Origin of the sequence: Citrobacter sp. Ce129 (genome assembly GCF_030334545.1) — a bacterium.
In the GTDB taxonomy this organism is placed as follows: Bacteria; Pseudomonadota; Gammaproteobacteria; order Enterobacterales; family Enterobacteriaceae; genus Citrobacter; species Citrobacter europaeus.
Window position 1 is genome coordinate 69,847 of sequence record NZ_JAOWDS010000057.1, and the last position, 24,154, is coordinate 94,000.

At 54.7% G+C, this 24,154-nt stretch carries 14 protein-coding genes; 3 read left to right on the top strand and 11 right to left on the bottom strand.

Going from position 1 to position 24,154, the window contains the following annotated elements:
* Window positions 1-194 precede the first annotated feature (194 nt).
* Window positions 195-1,511, top strand: coding sequence for a gluconate transporter (gene gntT, locus OGV77_RS07230; protein ID WP_003023507.1), 1,317 nt, complete (start codon window positions 195-197; stop codon window positions 1,509-1,511).
* An 89-nt stretch (window positions 1,512-1,600) separates the two neighbouring features.
* Here the strand turns inward: gntT and malQ are convergent, their stop codons facing one another.
* A complete protein-coding gene (gene malQ, locus OGV77_RS07235; RefSeq protein ID WP_047408156.1) occupies window positions 1,601-3,688 on the bottom strand; it encodes a 4-alpha-glucanotransferase in 2,088 nt (695 codons plus the stop codon).
* A 9-nt stretch (window positions 3,689-3,697) separates the two neighbouring features.
* Entirely contained in the window at window positions 3,698-6,091 is a 2,394-nt protein-coding gene (malP, locus tag OGV77_RS07240) for a maltodextrin phosphorylase (protein ID WP_087050804.1), read from the bottom strand.
* A 618-nt stretch (window positions 6,092-6,709) separates the two neighbouring features.
* Between malP and malT the strand changes: the two genes are divergently transcribed.
* Window positions 6,710-9,415, top strand: a complete 2,706-nt coding sequence (malT, locus tag OGV77_RS07245; RefSeq protein ID WP_043018588.1) for an HTH-type transcriptional regulator MalT — start codon at window positions 6,710-6,712, stop codon at window positions 9,413-9,415.
* Window positions 9,416-9,452: 37 nt separating this feature from the next.
* On the opposite strand, the gene OGV77_RS07250 is transcribed toward malT, so the two are convergent.
* From OGV77_RS07250 to glpE, 3 genes are all read right to left on the bottom strand, one after another.
* Complete coding sequence (locus tag OGV77_RS07250; protein ID WP_003023499.1) at window positions 9,453-10,211, bottom strand: DeoR/GlpR family transcriptional regulator; 759 nt, start codon at window positions 10,209-10,211, stop codon at window positions 9,453-9,455.
* Window positions 10,212-10,226: 15 nt separating this feature from the next.
* The gene (gene glpG / locus OGV77_RS07255; protein WP_043018837.1) at window positions 10,227-11,057 is read right to left on the bottom strand and encodes a rhomboid family intramembrane serine protease GlpG; all 831 of its coding nucleotides are present in this window, start codon (window positions 11,055-11,057) and stop codon (window positions 10,227-10,229) included.
* 170 nt (window positions 11,058-11,227) lie between these two features.
* Window positions 11,228-11,554, bottom strand: coding sequence for a thiosulfate sulfurtransferase GlpE (gene glpE, locus OGV77_RS07260; protein WP_003827629.1), 327 nt, complete (start codon window positions 11,552-11,554; stop codon window positions 11,228-11,230).
* A gap of 198 nt (window positions 11,555-11,752) precedes the next feature.
* Here glpE and glpD point away from each other — a divergent pair, with 198 nt between their 5' ends.
* Complete coding sequence (gene glpD / locus OGV77_RS07265; RefSeq protein WP_087050803.1) at window positions 11,753-13,261, top strand: glycerol-3-phosphate dehydrogenase; 1,509 nt, start codon at window positions 11,753-11,755, stop codon at window positions 13,259-13,261.
* A gap of 142 nt (window positions 13,262-13,403) precedes the next feature.
* Here glpD and glgP read toward each other — a convergent pair whose 3' ends face one another.
* From glgP to asd, 6 genes are all read right to left on the bottom strand, one after another.
* Window positions 13,404-15,851, bottom strand: a complete 2,448-nt coding sequence (gene glgP, locus OGV77_RS07270; protein ID WP_075145537.1) for a glycogen phosphorylase — start codon at window positions 15,849-15,851, stop codon at window positions 13,404-13,406.
* Between the two features lie 19 nt (window positions 15,852-15,870).
* Window positions 15,871-17,304 carry a glycogen synthase GlgA gene (glgA, locus tag OGV77_RS07275; RefSeq protein WP_047408145.1) on the bottom strand — a complete coding sequence of 478 codons (1,434 nt, stop codon included), beginning with the start codon at window positions 17,302-17,304 and terminating at the stop codon, window positions 15,871-15,873.
* Window positions 17,304-18,599: a glucose-1-phosphate adenylyltransferase gene (gene glgC, locus OGV77_RS07280; protein WP_043018592.1), complete on the bottom strand. Its 1,296-nt coding sequence runs from the start codon at window positions 18,597-18,599 to the stop codon at window positions 17,304-17,306. The genes glgA and glgC overlap by 1 nt, the downstream gene beginning before the upstream one ends.
* A 13-nt stretch (window positions 18,600-18,612) precedes the next feature.
* Window positions 18,613-20,589 (bottom strand): glycogen debranching protein GlgX, encoded by a 1,977-nt coding sequence (gene glgX / locus OGV77_RS07285; protein WP_087050802.1) that lies wholly within the window; start codon window positions 20,587-20,589, stop codon window positions 18,613-18,615.
* Entirely contained in the window at window positions 20,589-22,772 is a 2,184-nt protein-coding gene (gene glgB / locus OGV77_RS07290; RefSeq protein WP_043018594.1) for a 1,4-alpha-glucan branching enzyme, read from the bottom strand. Before glgB ends, glgX begins: the two co-directional genes overlap by 1 nt.
* 273 nt (window positions 22,773-23,045) lie before the next feature.
* The gene (gene asd / locus OGV77_RS07295) at window positions 23,046-24,152 is read right to left on the bottom strand and encodes an aspartate-semialdehyde dehydrogenase (RefSeq protein ID WP_043018595.1); all 1,107 of its coding nucleotides are present in this window, start codon (window positions 24,150-24,152) and stop codon (window positions 23,046-23,048) included.
* Window positions 24,153-24,154: the final 2 nt, after the last annotated feature.

The following is a 24,154-nucleotide window of genomic DNA, read 5'->3' on the forward strand; positions in this document are numbered from 1 at the left end:
GTGATTTTCAAGCGCCACATGTTACCCGTATCATTCGTATCAGCACCTAATACACACATAATAGCCAGCTAAACTGATTAGTTTTGAAGGCAACCAGCATTGGTGCTGAGAATACTCTGTTCCCGGTCGGGACAATCGGAATTTGTCATCTAAACACTGACGTTACCCATAACAAAGTAAAGGCCAGGTAAATCATGCCATTAGTCATCGTTGCTATCGGTGTAATCTTGTTACTCCTCCTGATGATCCGTTTCAAAATGAACGGTTTCATCGCTCTCGTCCTGGTGGCGCTTGCTGTCGGATTGATGCAAGGGATGCCACTGGATAAAGTCATCGGTTCGATTAAAGCCGGCGTCGGCGGAACCCTTGGCAGCCTCGCCCTGATTATGGGTTTTGGCGCCATGCTGGGCAAAATGCTGGCGGACTGCGGCGGCGCACAGCGCATCGCAACCACCCTGATTGCTAAATTCGGCAAAAAACATATCCAGTGGGCGGTGGTATTAACTGGCTTCACCGTCGGTTTTGCCCTGTTCTACGAAGTCGGCTTCGTGCTGATGCTGCCGCTGGTGTTCACCATCGCCGCTGCTGCCAATATCCCGCTGCTGTACGTTGGCGTACCGATGGCTGCTGCGCTGTCCGTAACACATGGCTTCCTGCCGCCACACCCGGGTCCAACCGCTATTGCCACCATTTTCCACGCAGATATGGGTAAAACCCTGCTGTTTGGTACGATTCTGGCAATCCCAACCGTTATTCTCGCCGGTCCGGTGTACGCTCGTTTCCTGAAAGGCATCGATAAGCCAATCCCGGAAGGTTTGTACAGCGCGAAAACCTTTACTGAAGAAGAGATGCCTGGCTTTGGTGTCAGCGTCTGGACCTCTCTGGTACCGGTTATCCTGATGGCAATGCGCGCCGTGGCGGAGATGATTCTGCCAAAAGGTCATGCTTTCCTGACGGTTGCAGAGTTCCTCGGCGACCCGGTCATGGCAACGCTTATCGCAGTGCTGATTGCGATGTTCACTTTTGGTCTGAACCGTGGACGTTCGATGGATCAGATTAACGACACGCTGGTGTCCTCAATCAAAATCATCGCAATGATGCTGTTGATCATCGGTGGTGGCGGTGCCTTCAAACAGGTCCTGGTTGATAGCGGCGTGGACAAATACATCGCTTCAATGATGCACGGCTCTAACGTGTCTCCACTGCTGATGGCATGGTCTATCGCGGCGGTACTGCGTATCGCACTGGGTTCCGCGACCGTTGCTGCGATTACAGCAGGTGGGATTGTGGCGCCGCTGATTGCAACGACCGGCGTAAGCCCAGAGCTGATGGTTATTGCGGTTGGTTCCGGTTCCGTCATTTTCTCCCACGTGAACGATCCAGGCTTCTGGCTGTTCAAGGAGTACTTCAACCTGACCATCGGTGAGACCATCAAGTCATGGTCAATGCTGGAAACCATTATCTCCGTCTGCGGTCTGGTAGGGTGTCTGCTGCTGGGTATGGTGGTTTAAACGAGACGGCTCGTAGGCCGAATAAGGCAAAGCTGCCATCCGGCCTACGATCTAGCACCATAAATAAGCTGGGGAAATCCCCGGCTTTTTTACTTCTTCTTCGCGGCCGCTTTGCGGCGCTTATCCAAATCCTTAATCAGCTTATTCACGCCCTCATCGGCAAACATCTGTTCCAGCGTGGCGGTGAGCTTACGCCGCCAGTTTTTGTACTGGTCGCTGGTCCCCGGAATGTTGACCGGCTCAGCCATATCCAGCCAGTCTTCCGGTTGCAGGCCCAGCAACGCACTGTTGCTGTCAGCGATGTAGCGTTGCATACCGCGATTAAGAATCGGCGTCATCGACATCAGGGACGCCTTGTGACCAGCACGTTTTGGCAGGCAACCGTATTTGTGCAGCGCGTCCAGCAGCCCCTGTTTCGCCAGTTCTCTGTCCTGATACAACCCACGCAGCACGACTTCATCCGGGTACAGGCCCAGCGCCTTACCGAGCGTCAGATCGCCGCTATCCCAATAACCTTTAAGCGTAGGAAGGTCATGCGTCGCCGCGACTGCCATTGATTGTTCCGGGTACGCTTTCGGTGCACGGAAGTTCTTCTCATGGTCATTCTCAAAATAAAGTACTTTGTAGGAATAGACACCACTGTCACGCAGCTTGCTGACGATCTCCACCGGCACGGTACCCAGATCTTCACCAATCACCATGCAGTGATGACGTTTACTTTCCAGCGCCAGAATGGAAAGCAGATCATCTACCGGATAATGCACGTAGGCACCGTGATCGGCGGTTTCTCCGTAAGGGATCCACCACAGACGCAGCATCGACATAACATGGTCGATGCGCAGCGCGCCACAGTTCTGCATATTGGCGCGCAGCAATTCGATAAACGGTTCGTAAGCGCGTGCCGTGATGATGTGCGGATCCATCGGCGGCAGTCCCCAGTTTTGTCCGAGCGGACCGAGAATGTCCGGCGGTGCGCCCACCGAGGCTTTCAGGCAGTACAGCTCGCGGTCGCACCAGGTTTCCGCCCCACCTTCGGCCACGCCAACCGCCAGGTCGCGATACAGTCCAATCGGCATCGCAAAGCCCTGGCTGGTTTTCCAGCAGTCAGCAAACTGGCTATACGCCAGCCACTGCAACCACAGGTAGAAATCCACATCATCACGATGTGTTTCGCAGAAGCGTTTTACCTCTGGCGAGTCCACCGACTGGAATGCCTGCGGCCACACCGGCCAGCCCCAGCGCAATGCGTCCTCTTTCACCTGATTGGCATGCAGCGCGTCAAAGGCCGCCTGCCAGTAGAGGCTATCCCCTTCCTGAGTCACAAACTGGCGGAATGCCGCCATCTGCTCATCATCGCGCGCAGAGAAGCTTTTCCACGCCATACGTAGCGCCGTCATCTTCAGTGCGGTAACGGCAGAATAATCAACCCACTCGGCATCGCGCGCGCGTTGCAAAGCTTGCTGCGTCGCAGGTTTCTGCCACCAGGCCTGTGCCTCTTTACTCAGGTGGAAATCATCGACTGCGTTAACATCAATATAAATAACGTTCAGCCAACGACGTGACGACGGACTATACGGGCTGGCGCTCTCCGGGTTCGCCGGATACAGTGCGTGAATCGGATTAAGCCCGATAAACGCGCCCCCGCGTTGCGCCACATCCACCAGCATGGTGCGGAGATCGCCAAAATCGCCGATCCCCCAGTTTTTTTCCGAGCGCAGGGTGTAGAGCTGAACGCATGCGCCCCACAGCTTCTGCCCGGCAAGCAGCGCCTGTGGCTCATAGCAGCGTTTCGGCGCGACGATGATGCGGCAATGGGTGCGCAGCTCGCCCTGGGTCAGAGTCAGCGTGTGATACCCCTCCGGCAGCCTGGCTGGAAGGTTAAAAGATTTACCGCCGACGGCATGCCCTTTGTGCTGCACGCCCTCTTCGGTGGTCAGCAGCCAGTTAAACTCCCCGCTTCCCTCAACCGCCAGCGGCATTTTCTTACCAGCGGTATAAACCATGACATTCGGCACCGGCGTCACCGCCACCTGAACGGCGGCGGAGGTGCGATGCATGGCATCAAGCAAACGCCGCTTGGTTTCGGCGCCAATAGACTGCGGTTTACCGTGGGCATTAATGTAATTGGGGCTGATCCCCGCCGCCAGCGCGGCATTATCCAGACGTTTGCTTTCCATCGCGATCCCTTAACGTTTCGCCTGCCAGATACGAGCCTGATAATCGCGGATGGAGCGATCCGAACTGAACATGCCGCAACGCGCAGTATTCAGAATCGCCGCCCGGGTCCAGGCTTCCTGGTCACGATACAACACGTCAACCTGCTTCTGAGCTTCAACGTAGGCCGCGAAGTCCGCCATCACCAGATACGGGTCACCGCCCTGCTTGCCAATACTGTGCAACATCTGGTCGAAGGCATGTTTATCGCCATCGCTGTATTTCCCGCTTTCCAGCTCTTTCAGGACAGCATCCAGCACTTTGTCTTTCTTACGCCATTTCACCGGATCGTAGCCTTTGGCTTTGAGCGCCTTCACCTCTTCCACGGTATGACCAAAGATGAAGATATTTTCGTCACCCACCTTCTCGGCGATTTCGACGTTTGCGCCATCCAGCGTACCGACGGTTAACGCACCGTTCAGCGCCAGCTTCATGTTACCGGTGCCGGAAGCCTCTTTCCCTGCGGTTGAGATCTGCTCAGAGATATCCGCCGCCGGGATCAGCATTTCCGCCGCAGAGACACAATAATCCGGCAGGAAGACAACCTTCAGTTTGTCACCCACTTGCGGGTCGTTATTGATGGTTTGCGCAACCTTGTTGATGGCGAAGATGATATTTTTCGCCAGGTAGTAACCCGGCGCGGCTTTTGCGCCAAACAGGAATACACGCGGCACGCGATCGGCCTGCGGGTTCTCACGAATTTCTTTGTACAACGCCAGAATGTGCAGCAGGTTGAGGTGCTGACGCTTGTACTCATGCAGACGTTTAATCTGAATATCAAAAATCGCGTTGGTCGTTATCTCAATACCGGTACGCGCTTTAATAAACTTCACCAGTCGCTCTTTGTTCGCCAGCTTGATGTCACGATACTGCTGACGGAACTTCGCATCGTCGGCGTATTTTTCCAGGTTAATCAACTGGTCGAGGTCGTTGGCCCACTCTTTTTTCAGCGATTTATCCAGCAGAGCGGCAAGCGCCGGGTTGCACTGCTTAATCCAGCGACGTGGGGTAATCCCGTTGGTGACGTTATGGAATTTATTCGGCCAGAGCTGGTGATATTCCGGGAACAAATCTTTCACCACCAGATCGGAGTGCAGCGCCGCCACGCCGTTAACCGCAAAACCGCTGACCACACACATGTTAGCCATGCGCACCTGTTTGTTGTGCACCACCGCCAGTTTCGCCCAGACTTCAGCATCACCCGGCCAGGTTTTATCGACCAACGTCTTAAAGCGGTCGTTAATCTCTTTGATGATTTGCATATGGCGCGGCAGAAGCGCTTTCACCAGCTTCTCGTCCCAGCACTCTAACGCTTCCGGCATCAGGGTATGGTTGGTGTAAGCAAAGGTTTTACTGGTAATCGCCCACGCATCGTCCCAGCTCATTTGGTGCTCATCAATCAGCACGCGCAGCAGCTCTGGGATCGCGATGGTCGGGTGGGTATCATTAAGCTGAATCACTTCGTAATCAGCCAGCTCATGCAGTTTACGCCCTGCCAGATGATGACGACGCAGAATGTCGGCTACGGAGCAGGCGCACTGGAAATACTGCTGCATCAGGCGCAGCTTTTTACCCGCGGTGTGGTTGTCGTTCGGGTACAGCACTTTGGTCAGTTTTTCGGCGTCAATGCCCTGCTGTTCTGCCCGCAGGAAATCGCCGTCATTAAATTTGGTCAGGTTAAACGGATGCGCGTGGCTGGCCTGCCACAGACGCAGCGGCTGGGCCACGCTGTTGCGATAGCCAAGAACCGGCAGATCCCAGGCCTGACCAGTGATGATAAATCCTGGTTCCCAGTGCCCTTCTTTGGTGACTTTGCCGCCAATTCCAACCTGCACATCCAGCGCCTCGTTGTGGCGGAACCACGGATAGCTGCCGCGATGCCAGTCGTCCGGGGCTTCCATCTGTTGCCCATCGGCAAACGACTGACGGAACAGGCCGTACTGGTAGTTGAGACCGTAGCCCGTCGCCGACTGGCCGACCGTCGCCATTGAATCAAGGAAGCAGGCCGCCAGACGCCCCAACCCACCGTTACCTAACGCCGGATCGATCTCTTCTTCCAGCAGGTCGGTCAGGTTGACGCCATGCGCTTTCAGCTCATCGCTCACCGCCTGAAACCAACCGAGATTAAGTAAGTTGTTACCGGTCAGACGACCAATCAAAAACTCCATCGAGATGTAGTTAACGTGACGCTGATTTTTTGCCGGTTTTGCCGCAGGCTGGGCGCTGAGTAACTCAGCCAACGCCCCACTCACTGCTTGCCACCACTGGCGCGACGTCATTTCTTGAGCCGACAGTAAACCGAAGCGCTGCCACTGACGTGTCAGGGCAGCCTGAAATTGATCTTTGTTGAAAGTAGGCTGTGACATAGGGGTTCCAGATCCTTAGGTAATAAAACAACGTTATCGCTAGTTTGCCTGGCTCGTTGTTGACATTCCTCATCCTGGCACGGATTAGGCAGGGAGGAGGAGCGGGGATGAGCATAAAAGTGTGATCACCGCCACTTAAAGGTAGCGTAATCGCCCGTAAATTCGCGTAATCCCGCATAACACCCAACGGACGACGCATTAATAGCAAGGAATAAATCGACAATATCAAATAGTGGGGTGACGGTGGGGAAACAATGTGTAAACAGAGAAATAGTTTCTAACCTGAAATACCTGGGCCAGATAAGATAATTCACATGAAACTTTTAAGTCGGCCACAAGATTCGGTGCTTTACATTAACTCACTGAGTAGCCTTATAAAAAATGAGGCATTTTTCGGCGCAGTCAAAATAACGACGGATCCAGTCGCCACGCCTGTTGCGACTCTTTAAACCAATTAATGTAATAGATGTATAGATTTGTGACATAGTGCAAAATCAGACACACAAAAAGTCCGCTTAGCTTGCATAAAACTCTAATCTGGCCGACCTTATATCCATTAATTACGAAGCGCAAAAAAAATCACTCTTCCCCATTTTCACACAGTGAAGTGACTAACTTATGTTGATTCCGTCTAAATTAAGTCGTCCGGTTCGACTCGACCATACGGTGGTTCGTGAGCGCCTGTTGGCTAAACTTTCCGGCGCGAACAATTTCAGGCTCGCCCTGATAACAAGTCCTGCTGGGTATGGAAAAACGACGCTGGTTTCACAATGGGCGGCGGGGAAGAACGACTTAGGCTGGTACTCTCTGGATGAAGGCGATAATCAGCAAGAACGTTTTGCGAGCTATCTGATCGCCGCCATCCAGCAGGCAACCGGTGGACATTGCACCACCAGCGAAGCGATGGTGCAAAAGCGCCAATACGCCAGCCTGACGTCACTGTTTGCCCAGCTATTTATCGAACTGGCCGAGTGGCACCGCCCGCTCTACCTGGTGGTGGATGATTATCATCTGATCTCTAATCCGGCTATTCACGAAGCGATGCGTTTTTTCCTGCGTCACCAGCCTGAGAACCTTACGCTGGTCGTGCTGTCGCGCAACCTGCCGCAGTTGGGCATTGCTAACCTGCGGGTACGCGATCAACTACTGGAGATAGGCAGCCAACAGTTAGCCTTTAACCATCAGGAAGCCAAACAATTTTTCGACCGACGTTTGTCCTCCCCCATTGAAGCGGCTGAAAGCAGCCGGATGTGTGATGACGTTGCTGGCTGGGCCACAGCGTTACAACTGATTGCCCTTTCCGCCCGCCAGAACAATAACTCTGCTCACCAGTCGGCACGTCGCCTCGCCGGGATCAACGCCAGCCATTTATCTGATTACCTGGTTGATGAAGTGCTGGACAGCGTCGACCTCGGCACCCGTCACTTCCTGCTGAAAAGCGCCATTCTGCGCTCCATGAACGATGCGCTGATCGTCCGCGTTACCGGGGAAGAAAACGGCCAGATGCGGCTGGAGGAGATTGAGCGCCAGGGCTTATTCCTGCAGCGGATGGATGACGTTGGCGAGTGGTTCAGTTATCACCCGCTGTTTGGCAGCTTTTTACGCCAGCGCTGTCAGTGGGAGCTGGCGAGCGAACTGCCCGAAATACACCGCGCTGCCGCGGAAAGCTGGATGGCGCAAGGTTTCCCCAGCGAAGCTATCCACCACGCGCTGGCGGCAGGCGACGCCCATATGCTCCGCGATATCCTGCTTAATCATGCGTGGGGACTGTTTAACCACAGCGAGCTGACGCTGCTGGAAGAGTCGCTGAAAGCTCTGCCATGGGAAAGCCTGCTGGAAAATCCGCGTCTGGTTCTGCTCCAGGCCTGGCTGATGCAAAGCCAGCACCGCTACGGAGAGGTTAACACTCTGCTAGCGCGCGCTGAGCAGGAAATAAAAGGCGACATGGAGCCAACGCTGCACGCCGAATTCAACGCCCTGCGGGCGCAGGTAGCGATTAACGACGGAAACCCTGACGAAGCCGAGCGTCTGGCGAAACTGGCGCTGGATGAGTTACCCATCGCCTGGTTCTATAGCCGTATCGTCGCCACCTCGGTGCACGGCGAAGTCCTGCACTGTAAGGGCGATCTCACGCGCTCTCTGGCGTTGATGCAACAAACCGAGCAAATGGCCCGCCATCATGACGTCTGGCATTACGCGCTGTGGAGCCTTATCCAGCAAAGCGAGATTTTGTTTGCCCAGGGCTTTTTACAGGCCGCCTGGGAGACTCAGGAAAAAGCGTTTCAACTGATCAAAGAGCAGCATCTGGAACAACTGCCGATGCACGAGTTCCTGGTACGCATTCGCGCGCAGCTACTGTGGGCATGGGCGCGTCTGGACGAATCCGAAGCGTCTGCCCGCTCGGGTATTGAACTGCTTTCCACTTTCCAGCCGCAGCAACAGCTACAGTGCCTGGCATTGCTGATTCAGTGTTCGCTGGCGCGGGGCGATCTGGACAATGCGCGTAGCCTGCTTAACCGTCTGGAGAACCTGCTGGGCAACGGCCACTATCACAGCGACTGGATCTCAAACGCCGATAAGGTGCGGGTGATTTACTGGCAAATGGTGGGCGACAAAAACTCGGCCGCCAACTGGCTGCGCCACACGCCGAAACCGGAATTCGCCAATAACCACTTCCTGCAAAGCCAGTGGCGCAACATCGCCCGCGCGCAGATCCTGCTCGGCGAGTTTGAACCGGCTGAAATTGTGCTGGAAGAGTTGAATGAAAATGCGCGTAATCTGCGTCTGATGAGCGATCTGAACCGTAACCTGCTGCTGCTTAATCAGCTGTACTGGCAGGCAGGGCGCAAAAATGACGCCCAGCGCGTATTACTCGATGCGCTGCAGCTGGCGAACCGCACCGGGTTTATCAGTCACTTTGTTATTGAAGGCGAGGCCATGGCGCAACAACTGCGTCAGCTGATTCAGCTCAATACCTTACCGGAGCTCGATCAGCACCGCGCCCAGCGCATTTTGCGCGAGATTAACCAGCACCACCGCCATAAATTCGCCCACTTCGATGAAGGATTCGTTGAGCGTCTGCTTACTCATCCGGAAGTGCCGGAGCTTATCCGCACCAGTCCGCTGACCCAGCGCGAATGGCAGGTTCTGGGACTGATTTATTCGGGCTACAGCAACGAGCAGATCGCCGGAGAGCTGGCCGTCGCGGCAACGACCATCAAGACGCACATCCGCAATTTGTACCAAAAACTTGGCGTCGCACATCGTCAGGATGCGGTGCAACATGCGCAGAAGCTGCTGAAGATGATGGGATATGGGGTTTAGTTAATGCCTGATGCGCTACGCTTATCAGGCAATTATCTCAGCACAGCTCTAACTGAATATGATGGTCCGCGATAACCTGCATCACGCCAGCGGGCGGCAGCGTGTCGGTATACACCGCATCCACCATGCTGATACTGCCCATATTCACCATCGCGTTACGCCCAAATTTCGAGTGATCCACCACCAGCATCACATGCCGTGAATTCTCAATAATCGCGCGTTTGGTGCGAACTTCGTGATAATCAAACTCCAGCAGAGAACCATCGCTGTCGATGCCGCTGATCCCTAAGATGCCGAAGTCCAGTCGGAACTGAGAAATGAAGTCGAGGGTCGCTTCGCCCATAATACCGCCGTCGCGGCTACGCAGTTCGCCACCGGCGAGGATTATGCGGAAATCCTCTTTCGCCATCAGCGTATTCGCCACATTGAGGTTGTTGGTCACGATACGTAAATTGCTGTGATTGAGCAGCGCGTGAGCCACCGCTTCCGGCGTAGTGCCGATATCAATAAACAGCGTAGAGCCGTTCGGGATCTGCGTGGCAACTTTGCGTGCAATGCGCTCTTTTTCCGCCGTCTGCGTCGCTTTACGGTCATGCCACGGGGTGTTGACCGAGCTGGATGGCAGCGCCGCCCCGCCGTGATGGCGCAAAATCATGTTCTGATCGGCCAGATCGTTAAGATCGCGGCGAATCGTCTGCGGGCTAACGGAGAAATGCTCCACCAGCTCCTCAGTACTGACGTATCCCTGTTTTTTTACCAGTTCAATGATCGCGTCATGTCGTTGTGTTTGCTTCATTATGGTTCCCTGAAATTACGTTCGTTTTCGCACATGAATAGTATCGGCAAACGCCATTGCCAGACCCACGGCCAGCCCGGCGATATGTGCGCCATTCGCCATCGACATGCCAAACAGATCAAACCAGCCGGCAACAATCCAGATCAAAGCAAAAATAATCAAACCACGCTGCAGGAAAATACCGCTCTGCGGATCGCGCTCACCGCGCAACCACACATAGCCCATCAGCGCATATACCACGCCAGACAGTCCACCAAACCACGGACCGCTAAATTTCTGCTGAACATAACCGCTCAGCAGGGCGCTGATCACGGTAATGACTATCAGTTTTCCGCTACCCAAACGCTTTTCAACCGCACCGCCGAGATACCACCACCACAGCAGGTTGAACAGAATATGCATCAGCGAGAAGTGCATAAAAGCGTGGGTAAAATAACGCCAGAATTCAAATTTCAGCGTAGGGTCAAACGGCCATGCCAGCCAGAGCATCACCGCCTGGTCGCCCAGCACGTTCATGGCGATAAACACCACCACACATGCGGCCATCACCGCCCACGTTACCGGGCCTGCGCGTTCGCGCAATGTGGCCAGGAACGGATAACGTTGGTAGCGCAGACCGCTATCGGTCTGGCCTGACTGCCAGCTTGCCGCGAGGTAACGCGGGTCGCCCGGATTCTCCAGAAATCGCGCCAGTTCAGCACGCACGCGCTCGGCCTGGGACTCATCCGCCAGCCAGACATCCGTTTGCTGATGTTGTTGAATCGTCAGGATAACGCCCTGTGTCGCCATATAATCAACAAATGCCTGCGCCACGCGGGGGTTAGCAAAAGAGGTAATCATCAACATGGTTGCTGTCGCTTCATCCACACAAAAGAGGACAGTATATATACCCTTCTTACTTCGAGCTGCATCTTTGTTGGCTTTCCTCGCTCACTCCGGTCACGTACTGTTCGTACGCTCCCGGAGATTCGCTGCGTCGCCGTCGCGATGCAACTCGAATTAATTTGGGTATAGCCTTACGAACCGTATGCCACTTCTGCCGGAAAATGTCGATGCCAGGCGTCGAAGCCGCCATCAACGCTGTAAACCGCGTCATAACCTTGCTGAAGAAGATATTGCGCCGCACCTTTACTGCTGTTGCCGTGATAACACATCACCAATACGGCGGTGTCGAAATCATGCTCACGCATAAACGACCCCAGCGTGTCGTTCGTCAGATGAAACGCCTGCGGGGCATGACCCATCGCATAGCTTTGCGGATCGCGGATATCCACCAACACCGCGCTCCCCTGATGCAGCTTCTGATGCGCTTCTTCGACATTAATACATTCAAACTGATCCATTGCTCTCTCTTCTTTATATGGCAGGTGACGCTTTTCGGACATGTTACTTCTTAGTGTACGTCCCGACGGCAGTTAAACGCCATAATGTTATATGTATCACTGTAAATTGTTTATCCGATGTTACCAATGGCGCGAATCTTTGCTATTATGCTCGATAACGAACATTAATGAGCTATAACGAAAGTGCGAGAGGCCAGCATGGAAACCAAAGATCTGATTGTGATAGGTGGAGGCATCAACGGTGCCGGTATCGCGGCAGATGCCGCTGGACGCGGTTTATCCGTGCTGATGCTGGAAGCGCAGGATTTAGCCTGCGCAACCTCCTCCGCTAGCTCCAAACTCATCCACGGTGGCCTGCGCTACCTGGAACATTACGAATTTCGCCTGGTGAGCGAAGCGCTGGCCGAACGTGAAGTGCTGTTGAAAATGGCACCGCATATCGCCTTTCCTATGCGCTTTCGTCTGCCCCATCGCCCGCACCTGCGCCCGGCCTGGATGATCCGCATTGGTCTGTTTATGTACGATCATCTGGGCAAACGCACCAGTTTGCCGAGTTCTACCGGTTTGCGTTTTGGCGCAGACTCCGTACTGAAACCTGAGATTGTGCGCGGTTTCGAATATTCTGACTGCTGGGTAGACGATGCGCGACTGGTTTTGGCAAACGCCCAAATGGTCGTACGCAAAGGCGGAGAAGTATTAACCCGCACGCGTGCCACCTCTGCTCGCCGTGAAAACGGTTTGTGGATTGTTGAAGCTGAAGATATCGATACTGGCAAAAAGCACACCTGGCAGGCACGTGGGCTGGTCAACGCCACCGGCCCGTGGGTGAAAGAGTTCTTCGACGACGGCATGCATCTGCCATCGCCGTATGGCATTCGCCTGATTAAAGGCAGCCACATTGTGGTTCCGCGCGTACATACCCAGAAGCAGGCTTATATTCTGCAAAACGAAGATAAACGCATTGTGTTTGTTATCCCATGGATGGACGAATTCTCGATCATCGGGACGACCGACGTTGAATACAAAGGCGACCCGAAAGCGGTGAAAATTGATGAGAGCGAAATCAATTACCTGCTGAAGGTCTACAACGCGCACTTTAAGAAACAGCTTGGCCGTGACGATATCGTCTGGACATACTCGGGCGTACGTCCGCTGTGCGATGACGAGTCCGACTCGCCGCAGGCTATCACCCGTGATTACACGCTGGATATCCACGACGAAAATGGCAAAGCGCCGCTGCTGTCGGTCTTTGGCGGTAAGCTGACGACCTACCGTAAGCTGGCTGAACACGCGATGGAAAAACTGGCGTCGTACTATCAGGGCATTGGTCCGGCGTGGACGAAAGAGTGCATTCTGCCAGGTGGTGACATTGGCGGCGATCGCGAAGATTACGCGGCCAAACTGCGCCGTCGCTACCCGTTCCTGACCGAGTCGCTGGCACGCCATTATTCCCGCACCTACGGCAGCAACACCGAATGGATTATCGGCGAAGCCACCTCGCTTGCCGAGTTAGGTGAAGACTTCGGCCATGAGTTCTATGAGGCCGAGCTGAAATATCTGGTCGATCACGAATGGGTTCGTCGTGCGGAAGATGCGCTGTGGCGTCGCACGAAAGAGGGTATGTGGCTGAACGCTGAGCAGCAGTCGCGCATGTCCCAGTGGTTGTCGGAGTACATTGAGAAGCACCAGCTGTCGCTGGCGTCGTAAGCAAGTACACGAACGTAGGCCGGGCAAGCGAAGCGCCCCCGGCAACGAGCGCCCTGTAGGCCCGGTAAGCGTCAGCGCCACCGGGCTTTTTGCCGGATGGCGGCTAGCGCCTTATCCGGCCTACAGTTAACCCTATCCCTTGTTACAACCGCACCGAATCAATATGCCAGATGTTTTCGGCATACTCTTTAATCGTCCTGTCCGACGAGAAGTAGCCCATGTTGGCGATATTAATCATCGACCTAGTGGTCCACTCTTCCGGGTGACGATACAGTTCATCAACCTTATCCTGGCAGTCAACGTAGCTGCGATAATCCGCCAGAACCTGATAGTGGTCGCCAAAGTTGATCAGCGAGTCCACCAGGTCACGATAGCGTCCCGGCTCCTCAGGGCTGAATACACCGCTGCCGATCTGCGTCAGCACCTGGTGTAGCTCTTCATCTTTCTCGTAATACTCACGCGGCTTGTAGCCCTGGCTGCGTAAAGCCTCGACCTCTTCCGCCGTATTACCAAAGATAAAGATATTCTCTGCGCCCACGTGCTCCAGCATCTCGACGTTGGCGCCGTCCAGCGTCCCGATGGTCAGCGCGCCGTTGAGGGCAAATTTCATATTACTGGTACCAGAGGCTTCGGTCCCGGCCAGAGAAATCTGCTCAGACAGGTCGGCAGCAGGAATAATCACCTGCGCCAGGCTGACGCTGTAGTTGGGGATAAACACCACTTTCAGCTTGTCGCCAATTTGCGGATCGTTGTTGATCACCTTCGCGACGTCGTTGATCAGGTGAATGATGTGCTTCGCCATGTAATAGGCCGAAGCCGCTTTACCGGCGAAGATATTCACACGCGGCACCCACTCAGCGTCAGGATCGGCCTTAATGCGGTTGTAGCGGGTGATTACATGCAGCACGTTCATCAACTGGCGTTTGTATTCGTGAATACGCTTGATCTGCACATCAAACAGCGATTTCGGGTTCACCACCACGTTAAGCTGCTGGGCAATGAGCGTGGCCAGACGCTTTTTATTCTCCAGCTTCGCACGGCGCACCGCCTGATTTACCAGCGGATAATCGCAATGCTGCTCAAGCTCGCTGAGCTGGCTGAGATCGGTTCGCCAGGTGCGGCCAATATTCTCATCCAGCACTTCAGAGAGCGACGGGTTAGCCAGCGCCAGCCAGCGGCGCGGCGTCACGCCGTTGGTGACGTTGCAAAAACGAGTCGGGAAAATCTTCGCAAAATCAGCAAACAGCGACTGCACCATCAGGTTGGAGTGCAGCTCGGAAACACCGTTAACCTTGTGGCTCACTACCACCGCCAGCCATGCCATCCGCACGCGGCGACCGTTAGATTCATCGATAATCGACGTCCGCCCCAGCAGGCTGGTATCGTTCGGGTACTGTTCCTGCAAGGTCTTAAGGAAGTAGTCGTTGATCTCGAAGATAATTTGCAGATGGCGCGGCAGAATTTTGCCCAGCATATCGACGGGCCAGGTCTCCAGCGCTTCGCTCATCAAGGTGTGGTTGGTGTACGAGAAGACCTGGCAACAGACCTCAAACGCATCGTCCCAACTGAACTTGTGCTCATCGATCAGCAGGCGCATCAGCTCAGGGATCGACAGCACCGGATGGGTGTCATTGAGGTGAATGGCGATTTTATCCGCCAGGTTGTCGTAGGTTTTGTGCAACTGGTAATGACGGCTCAGGATGTCCTGCACCGTGGAGGAGACCAGGAAATACTCCTGGCGCAAACGCAGTTCGCGTCCCGAATAGGTGGAGTCGTCCGGGTACAGTACGCGGGAGACGTTCTCGGAGTGGTTTTTATCTTCCACCGCCGCAAAGTAGTCGCCCTGGTTAAATTTACCGAGATTAATCTCGCTACTGGCCTGGGCATTCCACAGGCGCAGCGTGTTGGTGGCGTCGGTGTCGTAACCAGGGATAATCTGGTCGTAAGCAACCGCGAGGATCTCTTCGGTTTCTATCCAGCGCGTTTTCTTACCTTCCTGCTGAATACGCCCGCCAAAACGCACTTTGTAGCGCGTATTGTGGCGTTTGAACTCCCACGGGTTGCCGTATTCCAGCCAGTAGTCCGGCGACTCTTTCTGTCGGCCATCAACAATGTTCTGCTTGAACATGCCGTAGTCATAACGAATACCGTAGCCGCGTCCCGGCAGGCCCAGCGTTGCCAGTGAGTCCAGGAAACAGGCCGCCAGGCGCCCGAGACCGCCGTTGCCAAGACCCGGGTCGTTTTCTTCGTCGATCAGATCTTCAAGATCCAACCCCATACCTTCCAGCGCATTTTTGACATCGTCATAAATACCCAACGATAACAGTGCATTGGAAAGCGTGCGGCCAATCAAAAACTCCATGGACAGGTAATAGACCTGGCGAGTTTCCTGTGACAATTGCGCACGGTTAGAACGCAGCCAGCGCTCCACGAGACGATCGCGCACCGCGAACAACGTGGCGTTCAGCCACTCATGTTTATTGGCAATGACCGGGTCCTTACCAATCGTAAACATCAGCTTATAGGCGATAGAATGCTTAAGTGCCTCTACGCTGAGTGTGGGCGATGCATAAGTAAATGGAGCATTCATATAGGTGATTCCTGGATATCTATTTCAAGCGATAGTAAAGCTCACGGTATGACTTCGCCGCGACTTGCCAGCTAAAATCCATGGTCATGGCCTGACGTTGTACAAACCGCCACAGCGAAGGCCGGGACCACAATACGAAAGCACGCCGGATCGCGCGTAGCAGCGACCAGGCATTACTATCTTCAAATACAAACCCACTGGCGATACCGTCCGCCAGGTTTTCCAGCGAACTGTCAGAGACCGTATCAGCCAGCCCACCGGTGCGCCGCACCAGCGGCAGCGTACCGTACTTCAGTCCATACAACTGCGTTAAGCCACACGGCTCGAAACGGCTGGGAACCAATATGACATCGGCACCACCCATAATGCGGTGCGAGAAGGCTTCGTGATAGCCAATCTGCACGCCCACTTGCCCTGGATGTTCCGCCGCCGCGGCGAGGAAACCTTCCTGTAAAACCGGATCGCCCGCGCCAAGCAATGCCAGTTGCCCACCCTGCTCTAACAACCCCGGCAGCGCTTCCAGCACCAGATCCAGCCCTTTCTGACTGGTCAGGCGGCTGACGACTGCAAACAGCGGCACTTTATCGTTAACCTTAAGTCCCATCGCTATCTGTAGCTGACGTTTGTTCTCCGCCTTCTCCTCCAGCGTGTCGCGCGTATATCTCGATGCCAACAGCAGATCGGTTTCCGGGCTCCAGATTTTTTCATCAACGCCGTTCAGCACGCCGGAAAGACGTCCTTCACGATGACGTTGCTGCAACAGACCTTCCATGCCGTAGGCGAATTGCGGCTCGGTAATTTCCCGCGCGTAGGTCGGGCTGACTGCCGTAATGTGGTCGGCGTAGTACAATCCGGCCTTCAGGAACGAAATCTGACCGTTAAACTCCAGTCCGTGCACATTAAAGAACGACCATGGCAATTGGATGTCATCCATATGCTTTGCATAAAACATGCCTTGATACGCCAGGTTGTGTACGGTAAACACCGATTTCGCCGGATGGCCGCGCGCCGCCAGATACGCCGGGGCCAGTCCAGCATGCCAGTCGTGCGCATGCACCACATCCGGGCGCCAGAATGGGTCAAAGCCGCAGGCCATTTCACAGCCGACCCAACCCAACAGCGCAAAACGCAGTACGTTATCCGTATAGGCAAACAAGTTAGTGTCGTGATACGGGCTACCGGGACGGTCATAGAGATGTGGCGCGTCAATCAGGTAAATACCCACGCCGTTGAAATGCCCGAAAAGCAGCGTGATACGTCCGGCGAAGGTATCCCGACGCGTCACGACCTGCGCATCGGGAATGCCGCGACGAATATCAGGAAACGCCGGGAGCAACACGCGGGCATCCACGCCGTCCGCTATTTGCGCTGCGGGTAACGCCCCAATAACATCCGCCAGTCCCCCGGTTTTTAACAGGGGGAACATCTCTGAACAAACGTGTAAAACCTGCATTATCGCTCCTGTTTGATCTGCAGTTTGCGCAGCATTTCACGCGTGACCAGCACAATACCTTCCTCTGAACGGTAGAAACGACGTGCATCTTCTTCCGCGTTTTCACCAATGATCATGCCTTCAGGAATAACGCAGGCACGGTCGATAATGCAACGACGTAAGCGGCACGAACGTCCCACCCACACTTCAGGTAACAACACTGCCGAATCAATGTTACAGAATGAATTCACCCGCACTCGCGGGAACAAAACGGACTGCACCACCACCGAACCAGAAATAATACAGCCGCCGGAAACCAGCGAGTTCAGCGTCATACCGTGGCTACCGGAACGGTCCTGCACAAATTTCGCCGGTGGCAGAGACTCCATATGCGTACGGATTGGCCAGTCCTGGTCGTACATATCCAGTTCAGGCGTCACCGAAGCCAGATCGAGGTTCGCTTTCCAGTAGGCTTCCAGCGTTCCCACATCGCGCCAGTACGGCTCGGATTCCGGGTCAGACTGCACGCAGGACAGCGGGAATGGATGTGCATACGCCATGCCAGCTTCAGTGATTTTCGGGATAATGTCTTTGCCGAAATCGTGGCTGGAGTTTTCATCGAGGTCATCTTCCGCCAGCAATTCATACAGGTAATCGGCGTTAAAAATGTAGATCCCCATACTGGCAAGGGATTTGGTCGGATCGCCTGGCATAGCTGGCGGGTTGGCAGGTTTTTCAACGAACTCGATAATTTTATCGGTGTCGTCCACGTCCATCACGCCAAACGCGCTGGCCTCTTCAATAGGCACTGGCATACAGGCCACGGTGCAACGCGCGCCTTTCTCGACGTGGTCGATCAGCATGCGTGAGTAGTCCTGCTTGTAGATATGATCGCCCGCGAGAATCACCACATATTCCGCTTTATAGCGTCGAATGATGTCCAGGTTTTGGGTCACCGCATCCGCCGTGCCGCGATACCAGTTTTCACCCTGCATTCTCTGCTGGGCAGGTAGCAAATCGACAAACTCATTCATCTCTTCGCTAAAGAACGACCAGCCGCGCTGAATGTGCTGCACCAGCGTGTGAGACTGGTACTGGGTGATCACGCCAATGCGACGGATCCCGGAGTTAATACAGTTGGATAAAGCAAAATCGATAATGCGGAACTTTCCGCCAAAGTGCACGGCGGGTTTGGCACGTTTGTTGGTTAAATCTTTCAGGCGGGTGCCGCGGCCACCGGCCAGGATCAGGGCAACAGATTTTAATGGCAGCTGGCGCGCCAACATTACACGATCGTTCTTCTCTAAACTCACCATGACTAACTCCTTTTTATCTTCTCTGGAACACACACAGTCCGTGCGCAGGTCCCTGCCAGACAGCCGTAAGCACCGGATTATCCTCTCCGGCAAATGGGGGAATAGCGTGCCATTCCCCTTCAGGTAAAACGATATCTGTCACCTCAAGCGTGGCGTTTATTGCAATCAGGAAACGGTCTGAAAGCAGAATTTGCATCTGCCTCGGGCCGTTTTGCCACTCATCCGCACTTAAGGGTTGTGCGTACTTATTCAGCCAACGCACATTGCCGTCGCCCTCTTCCCACCAGCAATCACCTGTTAATGCAGGTATTTGTCGGCGCAGATGAATCAGCGCGGCGGTAAATGTGGTTAGCCCACTGTTTGCCTGCTGCCAGTCCAGCCAGGTTAAGGCGTTATCCTGGCAGTAAGCGTTATTGTTGCCGTGCTGGCTATGACCATGCTCATCGCCCGCCAACAACATCGGCGTCCCCTGTGAGAGCAACAGCGTGGTTAACAGCGCATGAATGCTGTCGCGCCGCCGCTCAATCAGGTCCAGCGTGCCGCCTAATCCTTCTTTACCATGATTGTCGCTGTAGTTATTGCTAGTGCCGTCGCGATTTTCCTCACCATTCGCTTCATTGTGCTTATTTGTGAAGCAAACACAGTCGCGTAGCGTAAAACCGTCGTGCGCGGTCACCAGATTGACCGTAGCGCTGGGTTTGCGGCCCTGGCGTTTAAACACGTCGCTGGATGCGGCAAAACGGCCGGCAAACTCGCCCAACGAGAGGTTACGCTGGAGCCAGAAGCGTCGCGTCGCATCACGGAAATGATCATTCCACTCGGCAAACGGCGGGGGGAAATTCCCCACCTGATACCCGCCTTCACCAATATCCCACGGTTCCGCAATCAGCTTAACGCGTGAGAGCAGCGGACAGTTTTGGATCGCGGTAAACAGCGGCGCATCCTGACGAAACGTAGGTGTACGCCCCATGACGGAAGCCAAATCAAAACGAAAACCATCCACATGACAGGTTTCAACCCAGTAGCGCAGGCATTCGCATGCGTATTCCACAACGCCTGGATGGCTCAGGTTGAGGGTGTTCCCACAACCGGTCCAGTTGTAGTAATCACCATCGTCCCTGATCCAATAATAGCTACGGTTATCAATTCCGCGCAGCGAGAAGACGGGCCCTTCGAGATCCAGCTCGGCGCTGTGGTTCAAAACGATGTCGAGAATGACCTCAATCCCCGCTTTGTGCAGCGCTTTTACCGCATCGCGAAACTCATCAAGCGCACTCTCCGGTGAGCAGGCATAAGCCGGATGCAACGCGAACATCGCCACCGGGTTGTAGCCCCAGTAGTTCGACAGGCCCAGCCGCTGAAGCCGCGGTTCGCTGGCAAAATGCGCCACCGGTAGCAGCTCCAGGGCGGTAATGCCGAGGCGCTTGAAATAGTCGATCATCACCGGGTGGCCCAGCGCCTTGTAGGTTCCGCGAATCTCTTCCGGCAGGTCAGGATGCAAATACGTCAGTCCTTTCACATGCGCTTCGTAAATCACGGTATTGCCCCACGGCGTGCGCGGCGCGGCATCGTCTTCCCAGTCATAATGGTCAGACACCACCACGCCCTTCAGCGCAATGGCGGCATTATCATGATTATCCGGTTCATTTAACCCGCCGTGCAGCAGCGGGTTATCTTTTAACTCGCCATCCACCCGACGCGCGCAAGGGTCAAGCAGCAGCTTCGCCGGATTAAACCGGTGGCCCTGCTGCGGTTGCCATGGACCATGTACACGATAACCATAGCGCAGACCTGGACGGGCGTTGGCCAGATAGCCGTGCCAGACATCGCCGCTACGCCCCGGCAGGTCATAGCGGAGTTCGCAGCCTTGCTCATCGAATACGCATAATTCAACGCGTTCAGCGTGGGCCGAGAAGAGTGTGAAATTGACGCCATGGCCGTCATACGTTGCACCATGGGGGGTGGCGTTGCCGGTTGCCAGTTGCGTCATTACCCCTCCCGAACCAGCCAGACCGTTGCCAGCGGCGGCAACGTGAGGCTCAGTGAGTGCTGACGACCATGACTGGCGATTTCATCGCTGTGCACCGCGCCGCCGTTGCCGGTATTACTGCCGTGGTAATGCGTCGAGTCGGTATTGAGGATCTCGCGCCATTTGCCCGGCTGGTTGATACCGAAGCGATAGCCGTGGCGAGGCACTGGCGTAAAGTTGCTGATAACGATGATTTCATTACCAACTTTGTCACGACGAACGAAAGCCAGCACCGAACGTTCTTTGTCATCCACCACCAGCCATTCAAAGCCATAGGCATCAAAGTCGAGCTCGTGCAGCGCTTTGTGGTGGCGATAGGTAAGGTTCAGATCGCGTACCAGACGCTGTACGCCATGGTGCCAGTTATCACCGCCCTCCAGCAGATGCCAGTCGAGGCTGGCGTCATGGTTCCACTCACGCCCCTGAGCGAACTCATTGCCCATAAACAGCAGTTTCTTGCCCGGGAAGGCCCACATCCAGCCGTAATAGGCGCGCAGGTTGGCGAACTTCTGCCATGCGTCTCCCGGCATGCGGTCGAGAATGGATTTTTTACCGTGTACCACTTCATCGTGCGACAGCGGCAGGACGAAGTTTTCGGTGTAGTTGTACAGCATGCCGAAGGTCAGCTTGTCGTGATGGTACTGACGATGAATCGGATCCAGCTTCATGTAGTCCAGCGTGTCGTGCATCCAGCCGAGGTTCCACTTATACCAGAACCCTAAACCGCCCATATCCTGCGGCCTTGAGACGCCGGCAAAGTCGGTGGACTCTTCCGCCATGCTCACCGCACCTGGCACCTGCTCGCCAAGAATTCGGTTGGTATTGCGTAAAAACTCAATAGCTTCGAGGTTTTCACGACCGCCAAATTCGTTCGGGACCCATTCCCCTTCTTTACGACTGTAGTCGCGATAAATCATCGACGCCACGGCATCCACGCGTAGCGCATCGATACCAAAGCGTTCAATCCAGTACAGGGCGTTGCCCACCAGGTAGTTGCTGACTTCACGGCGACCGTAGTTGTAGATCAGCGTGTTCCAGTCCTGGTGATACCCTTCTCGCGGGTCGCTGTGCTCATACAGGTTGGTGCCATCAAACTCTGCCAGACCAAAGTCGTCCGACGGGAAATGGCCCGGCACCCAGTCGAGAATGACGTTCAGTCCGGCCTGATGCGCGGCATTCACAAAATAGCGGAAATCATCACGCGTCCCAAAGCGACGGGTCGGTGCATACATGCCGGTAGGCTGGTAGCCCCAGCTACCGTCGAACGGATGCTCGTTAATCGGCAACAGTTCGAGATGAGTAAAGCCCATCCACTTGGCGTAAGGAACCAGTTGATCCGCCAGTTCACGGTAGCTCAGCCAGAAGTTGTTATCGGTATGACGACGCCATGAACCCAGGTGCACTTCATAGATAGAGATCGGCGCATCAAACTGGTTGGCTTTTTTGCGCTCCTCGCTTTGCACCACTTTTTCCGGCAGGCCGCAGATAAGCGACGCGGTTTCCGGGCGCATTTGCGCTTCGAAGGCGTAAGGATCCGCTTTGATTCGCAGCTTACCGTTCGCATCGATCATCTCGTATTTATACAGCTGCCCCTGTTGCGCACCGGGGATAAACAGCTCCCAGATACCGCTTTCTTTGCGCAGGCGCATCGGGTGGCGACGGCCATCCCAGTAGTTGAACTGCCCAACCACTGACACACGTTGAGCGTTAGGCGCCCAGACGGAGAAGCGCGTACCTGTTACGCCATCCATGGTATCCGCATGCGCGCCCAGCGTTTCGTAAGGTCGCAGGTGCGTACCTTCAGATAACAGCCAGGCATCCATATCCTGGATCAGCGGGCCAAAACGATAAGGGTCATCAATCAGATTCTGTTGTCCATGCCAGACAACGGCCAACTGATAGCGAAAGAAATTTTTACGGCGGGGAAGTACAGCACAGAAAAAACCGCGAGAGTCGAGGCAATCCAGCTTGCCGACTTTACGTCCGGTTTTGGGTTCGATCACCCACACTTCGGTGGCGTCAGGTAATAGGGCGCGGACTTCAAGTCCAGCATCAGTTTGGTGCATACCGAGTACGGAAAAAGGATCCGCAAAATGGCCTGCAATTAGCGCATTAATCACGTCTCTATCGATACGAACGGACATGGTTGTCATCCTGTTTTATGGTGTCACCCCTTCCAACTGATTTTCAACATCAGGTAGTGACACTTTTTTTGACCTGAACGGCGCAGCACAATTGTGCATCCTCTCTGCGTCGTCCCACCTTCAGGCAACAACTTAATACCTCCGGTACTAAGTCACCCTTAAAGAATAGCCAATGCTTTATCTTACTCCTGGTAAAAAATGAAACATCTGCGCTTACTCCTGTATTACGCAAAAAAAGGGGTGATTCCTCACCCCTTGATCGTTAACAAACTATTACGCCAATTGGCGCAGCATACGGCGCAATGGCTCCGCAGCCCCCCACAGCAACTGGTCGCCTACGGTAAAGGCTGACAGGAACTCCGGTCCCATATTCAGCTTACGCAGACGGCCTACTGGCGTGGTCAGCGTGCCGGTAACGGCCGCCGGGGTTAACTCACGCATAGTGATATCCCGATCGTTTGGCACGACTTTGGCCCACGGATTGTGCGCCGCCAGCAGTTCTTCCACGGTCGGAATAGACACATCTTTTTTCAGTTTAATGGTGAACGCCTGGCTGTGGCAGCGCAGCGCGCCGACGCGCACGCACAGACCATCGACCGGGATCACAGAAGACGTATCAAGAATTTTGTTGGTTTCGGCCTGTCCCTTCCACTCTTCACGGCTCTGACCGTTATCAAGCTGTTTGTCGATCCACGGAATCAGGCTACCGGCCAGCGGTACGCCAAAGTTATCAACCGGCAGTTCACCGCTGCGGGACAGGGCCGTCACTTTGCGTTCGATATCGAGAATAGCAGAGGAAGGGGTCGCCAGTTCATCGGCCACATGGCCATACAGATGACCCATCTGGGACAACAGTTCGCGCATATGACGCGCGCCGCCGCCGGAAGCCGCCTGATAGGTCGCCACGGAAACCCAGTCAACCAGGTCATTGGCAAACAGGCCACCAAGGGACATCAGCATCAGGCTAACGGTACAGTTTCCGCCGACAAAGGTCTTAATTCCTTTATTCAGGCCGTCAGTAATGACATCCTGGTTAACCGGATCGAGAATGATGATGGCATCGTCTTTCATACGCAGCGAAGAGGCCGCGTCAATCCAGTAACCCTGCCAACCGCTTTCACGAAGCTTTGGATAGATTTCGTTGGTATAATCGCCGCCCTGACAGGTCACGATGATATCGAGCGCCTTCAGCGCGTCCAGATCAAAAGCGTCCTGAAGCGTGCCGGTCGCGGTTCCACCGAATGTCGGTGCCGCCTGCCCGAGCTGGGAAGTAGAAAAGAAAACAGGGCGAATGGCGTCGAAGTCACGCTCCTCAACCATGCGTTGCATGAGTACAGAGCCGACCATACCGCGCCAGCCGATAAAACCAACATTTTTCATAG

Excerpts from the sequence above, each read along its gene's own strand:
- glpG (WP_043018837.1), bottom strand. The coding sequence starts at position 11,057 with ATGTTGATGATTACCTCTTTTGCTAACCCCCGCGTGGCGCAGGCATTT.
- malP (WP_087050804.1), bottom strand. The coding sequence starts at position 6,091 with ATGTCACAGCCTACTTTCAACAAAGATCAATTTCAGGCTGCCCTGACA.
- glpE (WP_003827629.1), bottom strand. The coding sequence starts at position 11,554 with ATGGATCAGTTTGAATGTATTAATGTCGAAGAAGCGCATCAGAAGCTG.
- glgC (WP_043018592.1), bottom strand. The coding sequence starts at position 18,599 with ATGGTGAGTTTAGAGAAGAACGATCGTGTAATGTTGGCGCGCCAGCTG.
- malT (WP_043018588.1), top strand. The coding sequence starts at position 6,710 with ATGTTGATTCCGTCTAAATTAAGTCGTCCGGTTCGACTCGACCATACG.
- OGV77_RS07250 (WP_003023499.1), bottom strand. The coding sequence starts at position 10,211 with ATGAAGCAAACACAACGACATGACGCGATCATTGAACTGGTAAAAAAA.
- malQ (WP_047408156.1), bottom strand. The coding sequence starts at position 3,688 with ATGGAAAGCAAACGTCTGGATAATGCCGCGCTGGCGGCGGGGATCAGC.
- gntT (WP_003023507.1), top strand. The coding sequence starts at position 195 with ATGCCATTAGTCATCGTTGCTATCGGTGTAATCTTGTTACTCCTCCTG.
- glgB (WP_043018594.1), bottom strand. The coding sequence starts at position 22,772 with ATGTCCGTTCGTATCGATAGAGACGTGATTAATGCGCTAATTGCAGGC.
- asd (WP_043018595.1), bottom strand. The coding sequence starts at position 24,152 with ATGAAAAATGTTGGTTTTATCGGCTGGCGCGGTATGGTCGGCTCTGTA.
- glgX (WP_087050802.1), bottom strand. The coding sequence starts at position 20,589 with ATGACGCAACTGGCAACCGGCAACGCCACCCCCCATGGTGCAACGTAT.
- glgA (WP_047408145.1), bottom strand. The coding sequence starts at position 17,304 with ATGCAGGTTTTACACGTTTGTTCAGAGATGTTCCCCCTGTTAAAAACC.
- glgP (WP_075145537.1), bottom strand. The coding sequence starts at position 15,851 with ATGAATGCTCCATTTACTTATGCATCGCCCACACTCAGCGTAGAGGCA.
- glpD (WP_087050803.1), top strand. The coding sequence starts at position 11,753 with ATGGAAACCAAAGATCTGATTGTGATAGGTGGAGGCATCAACGGTGCC.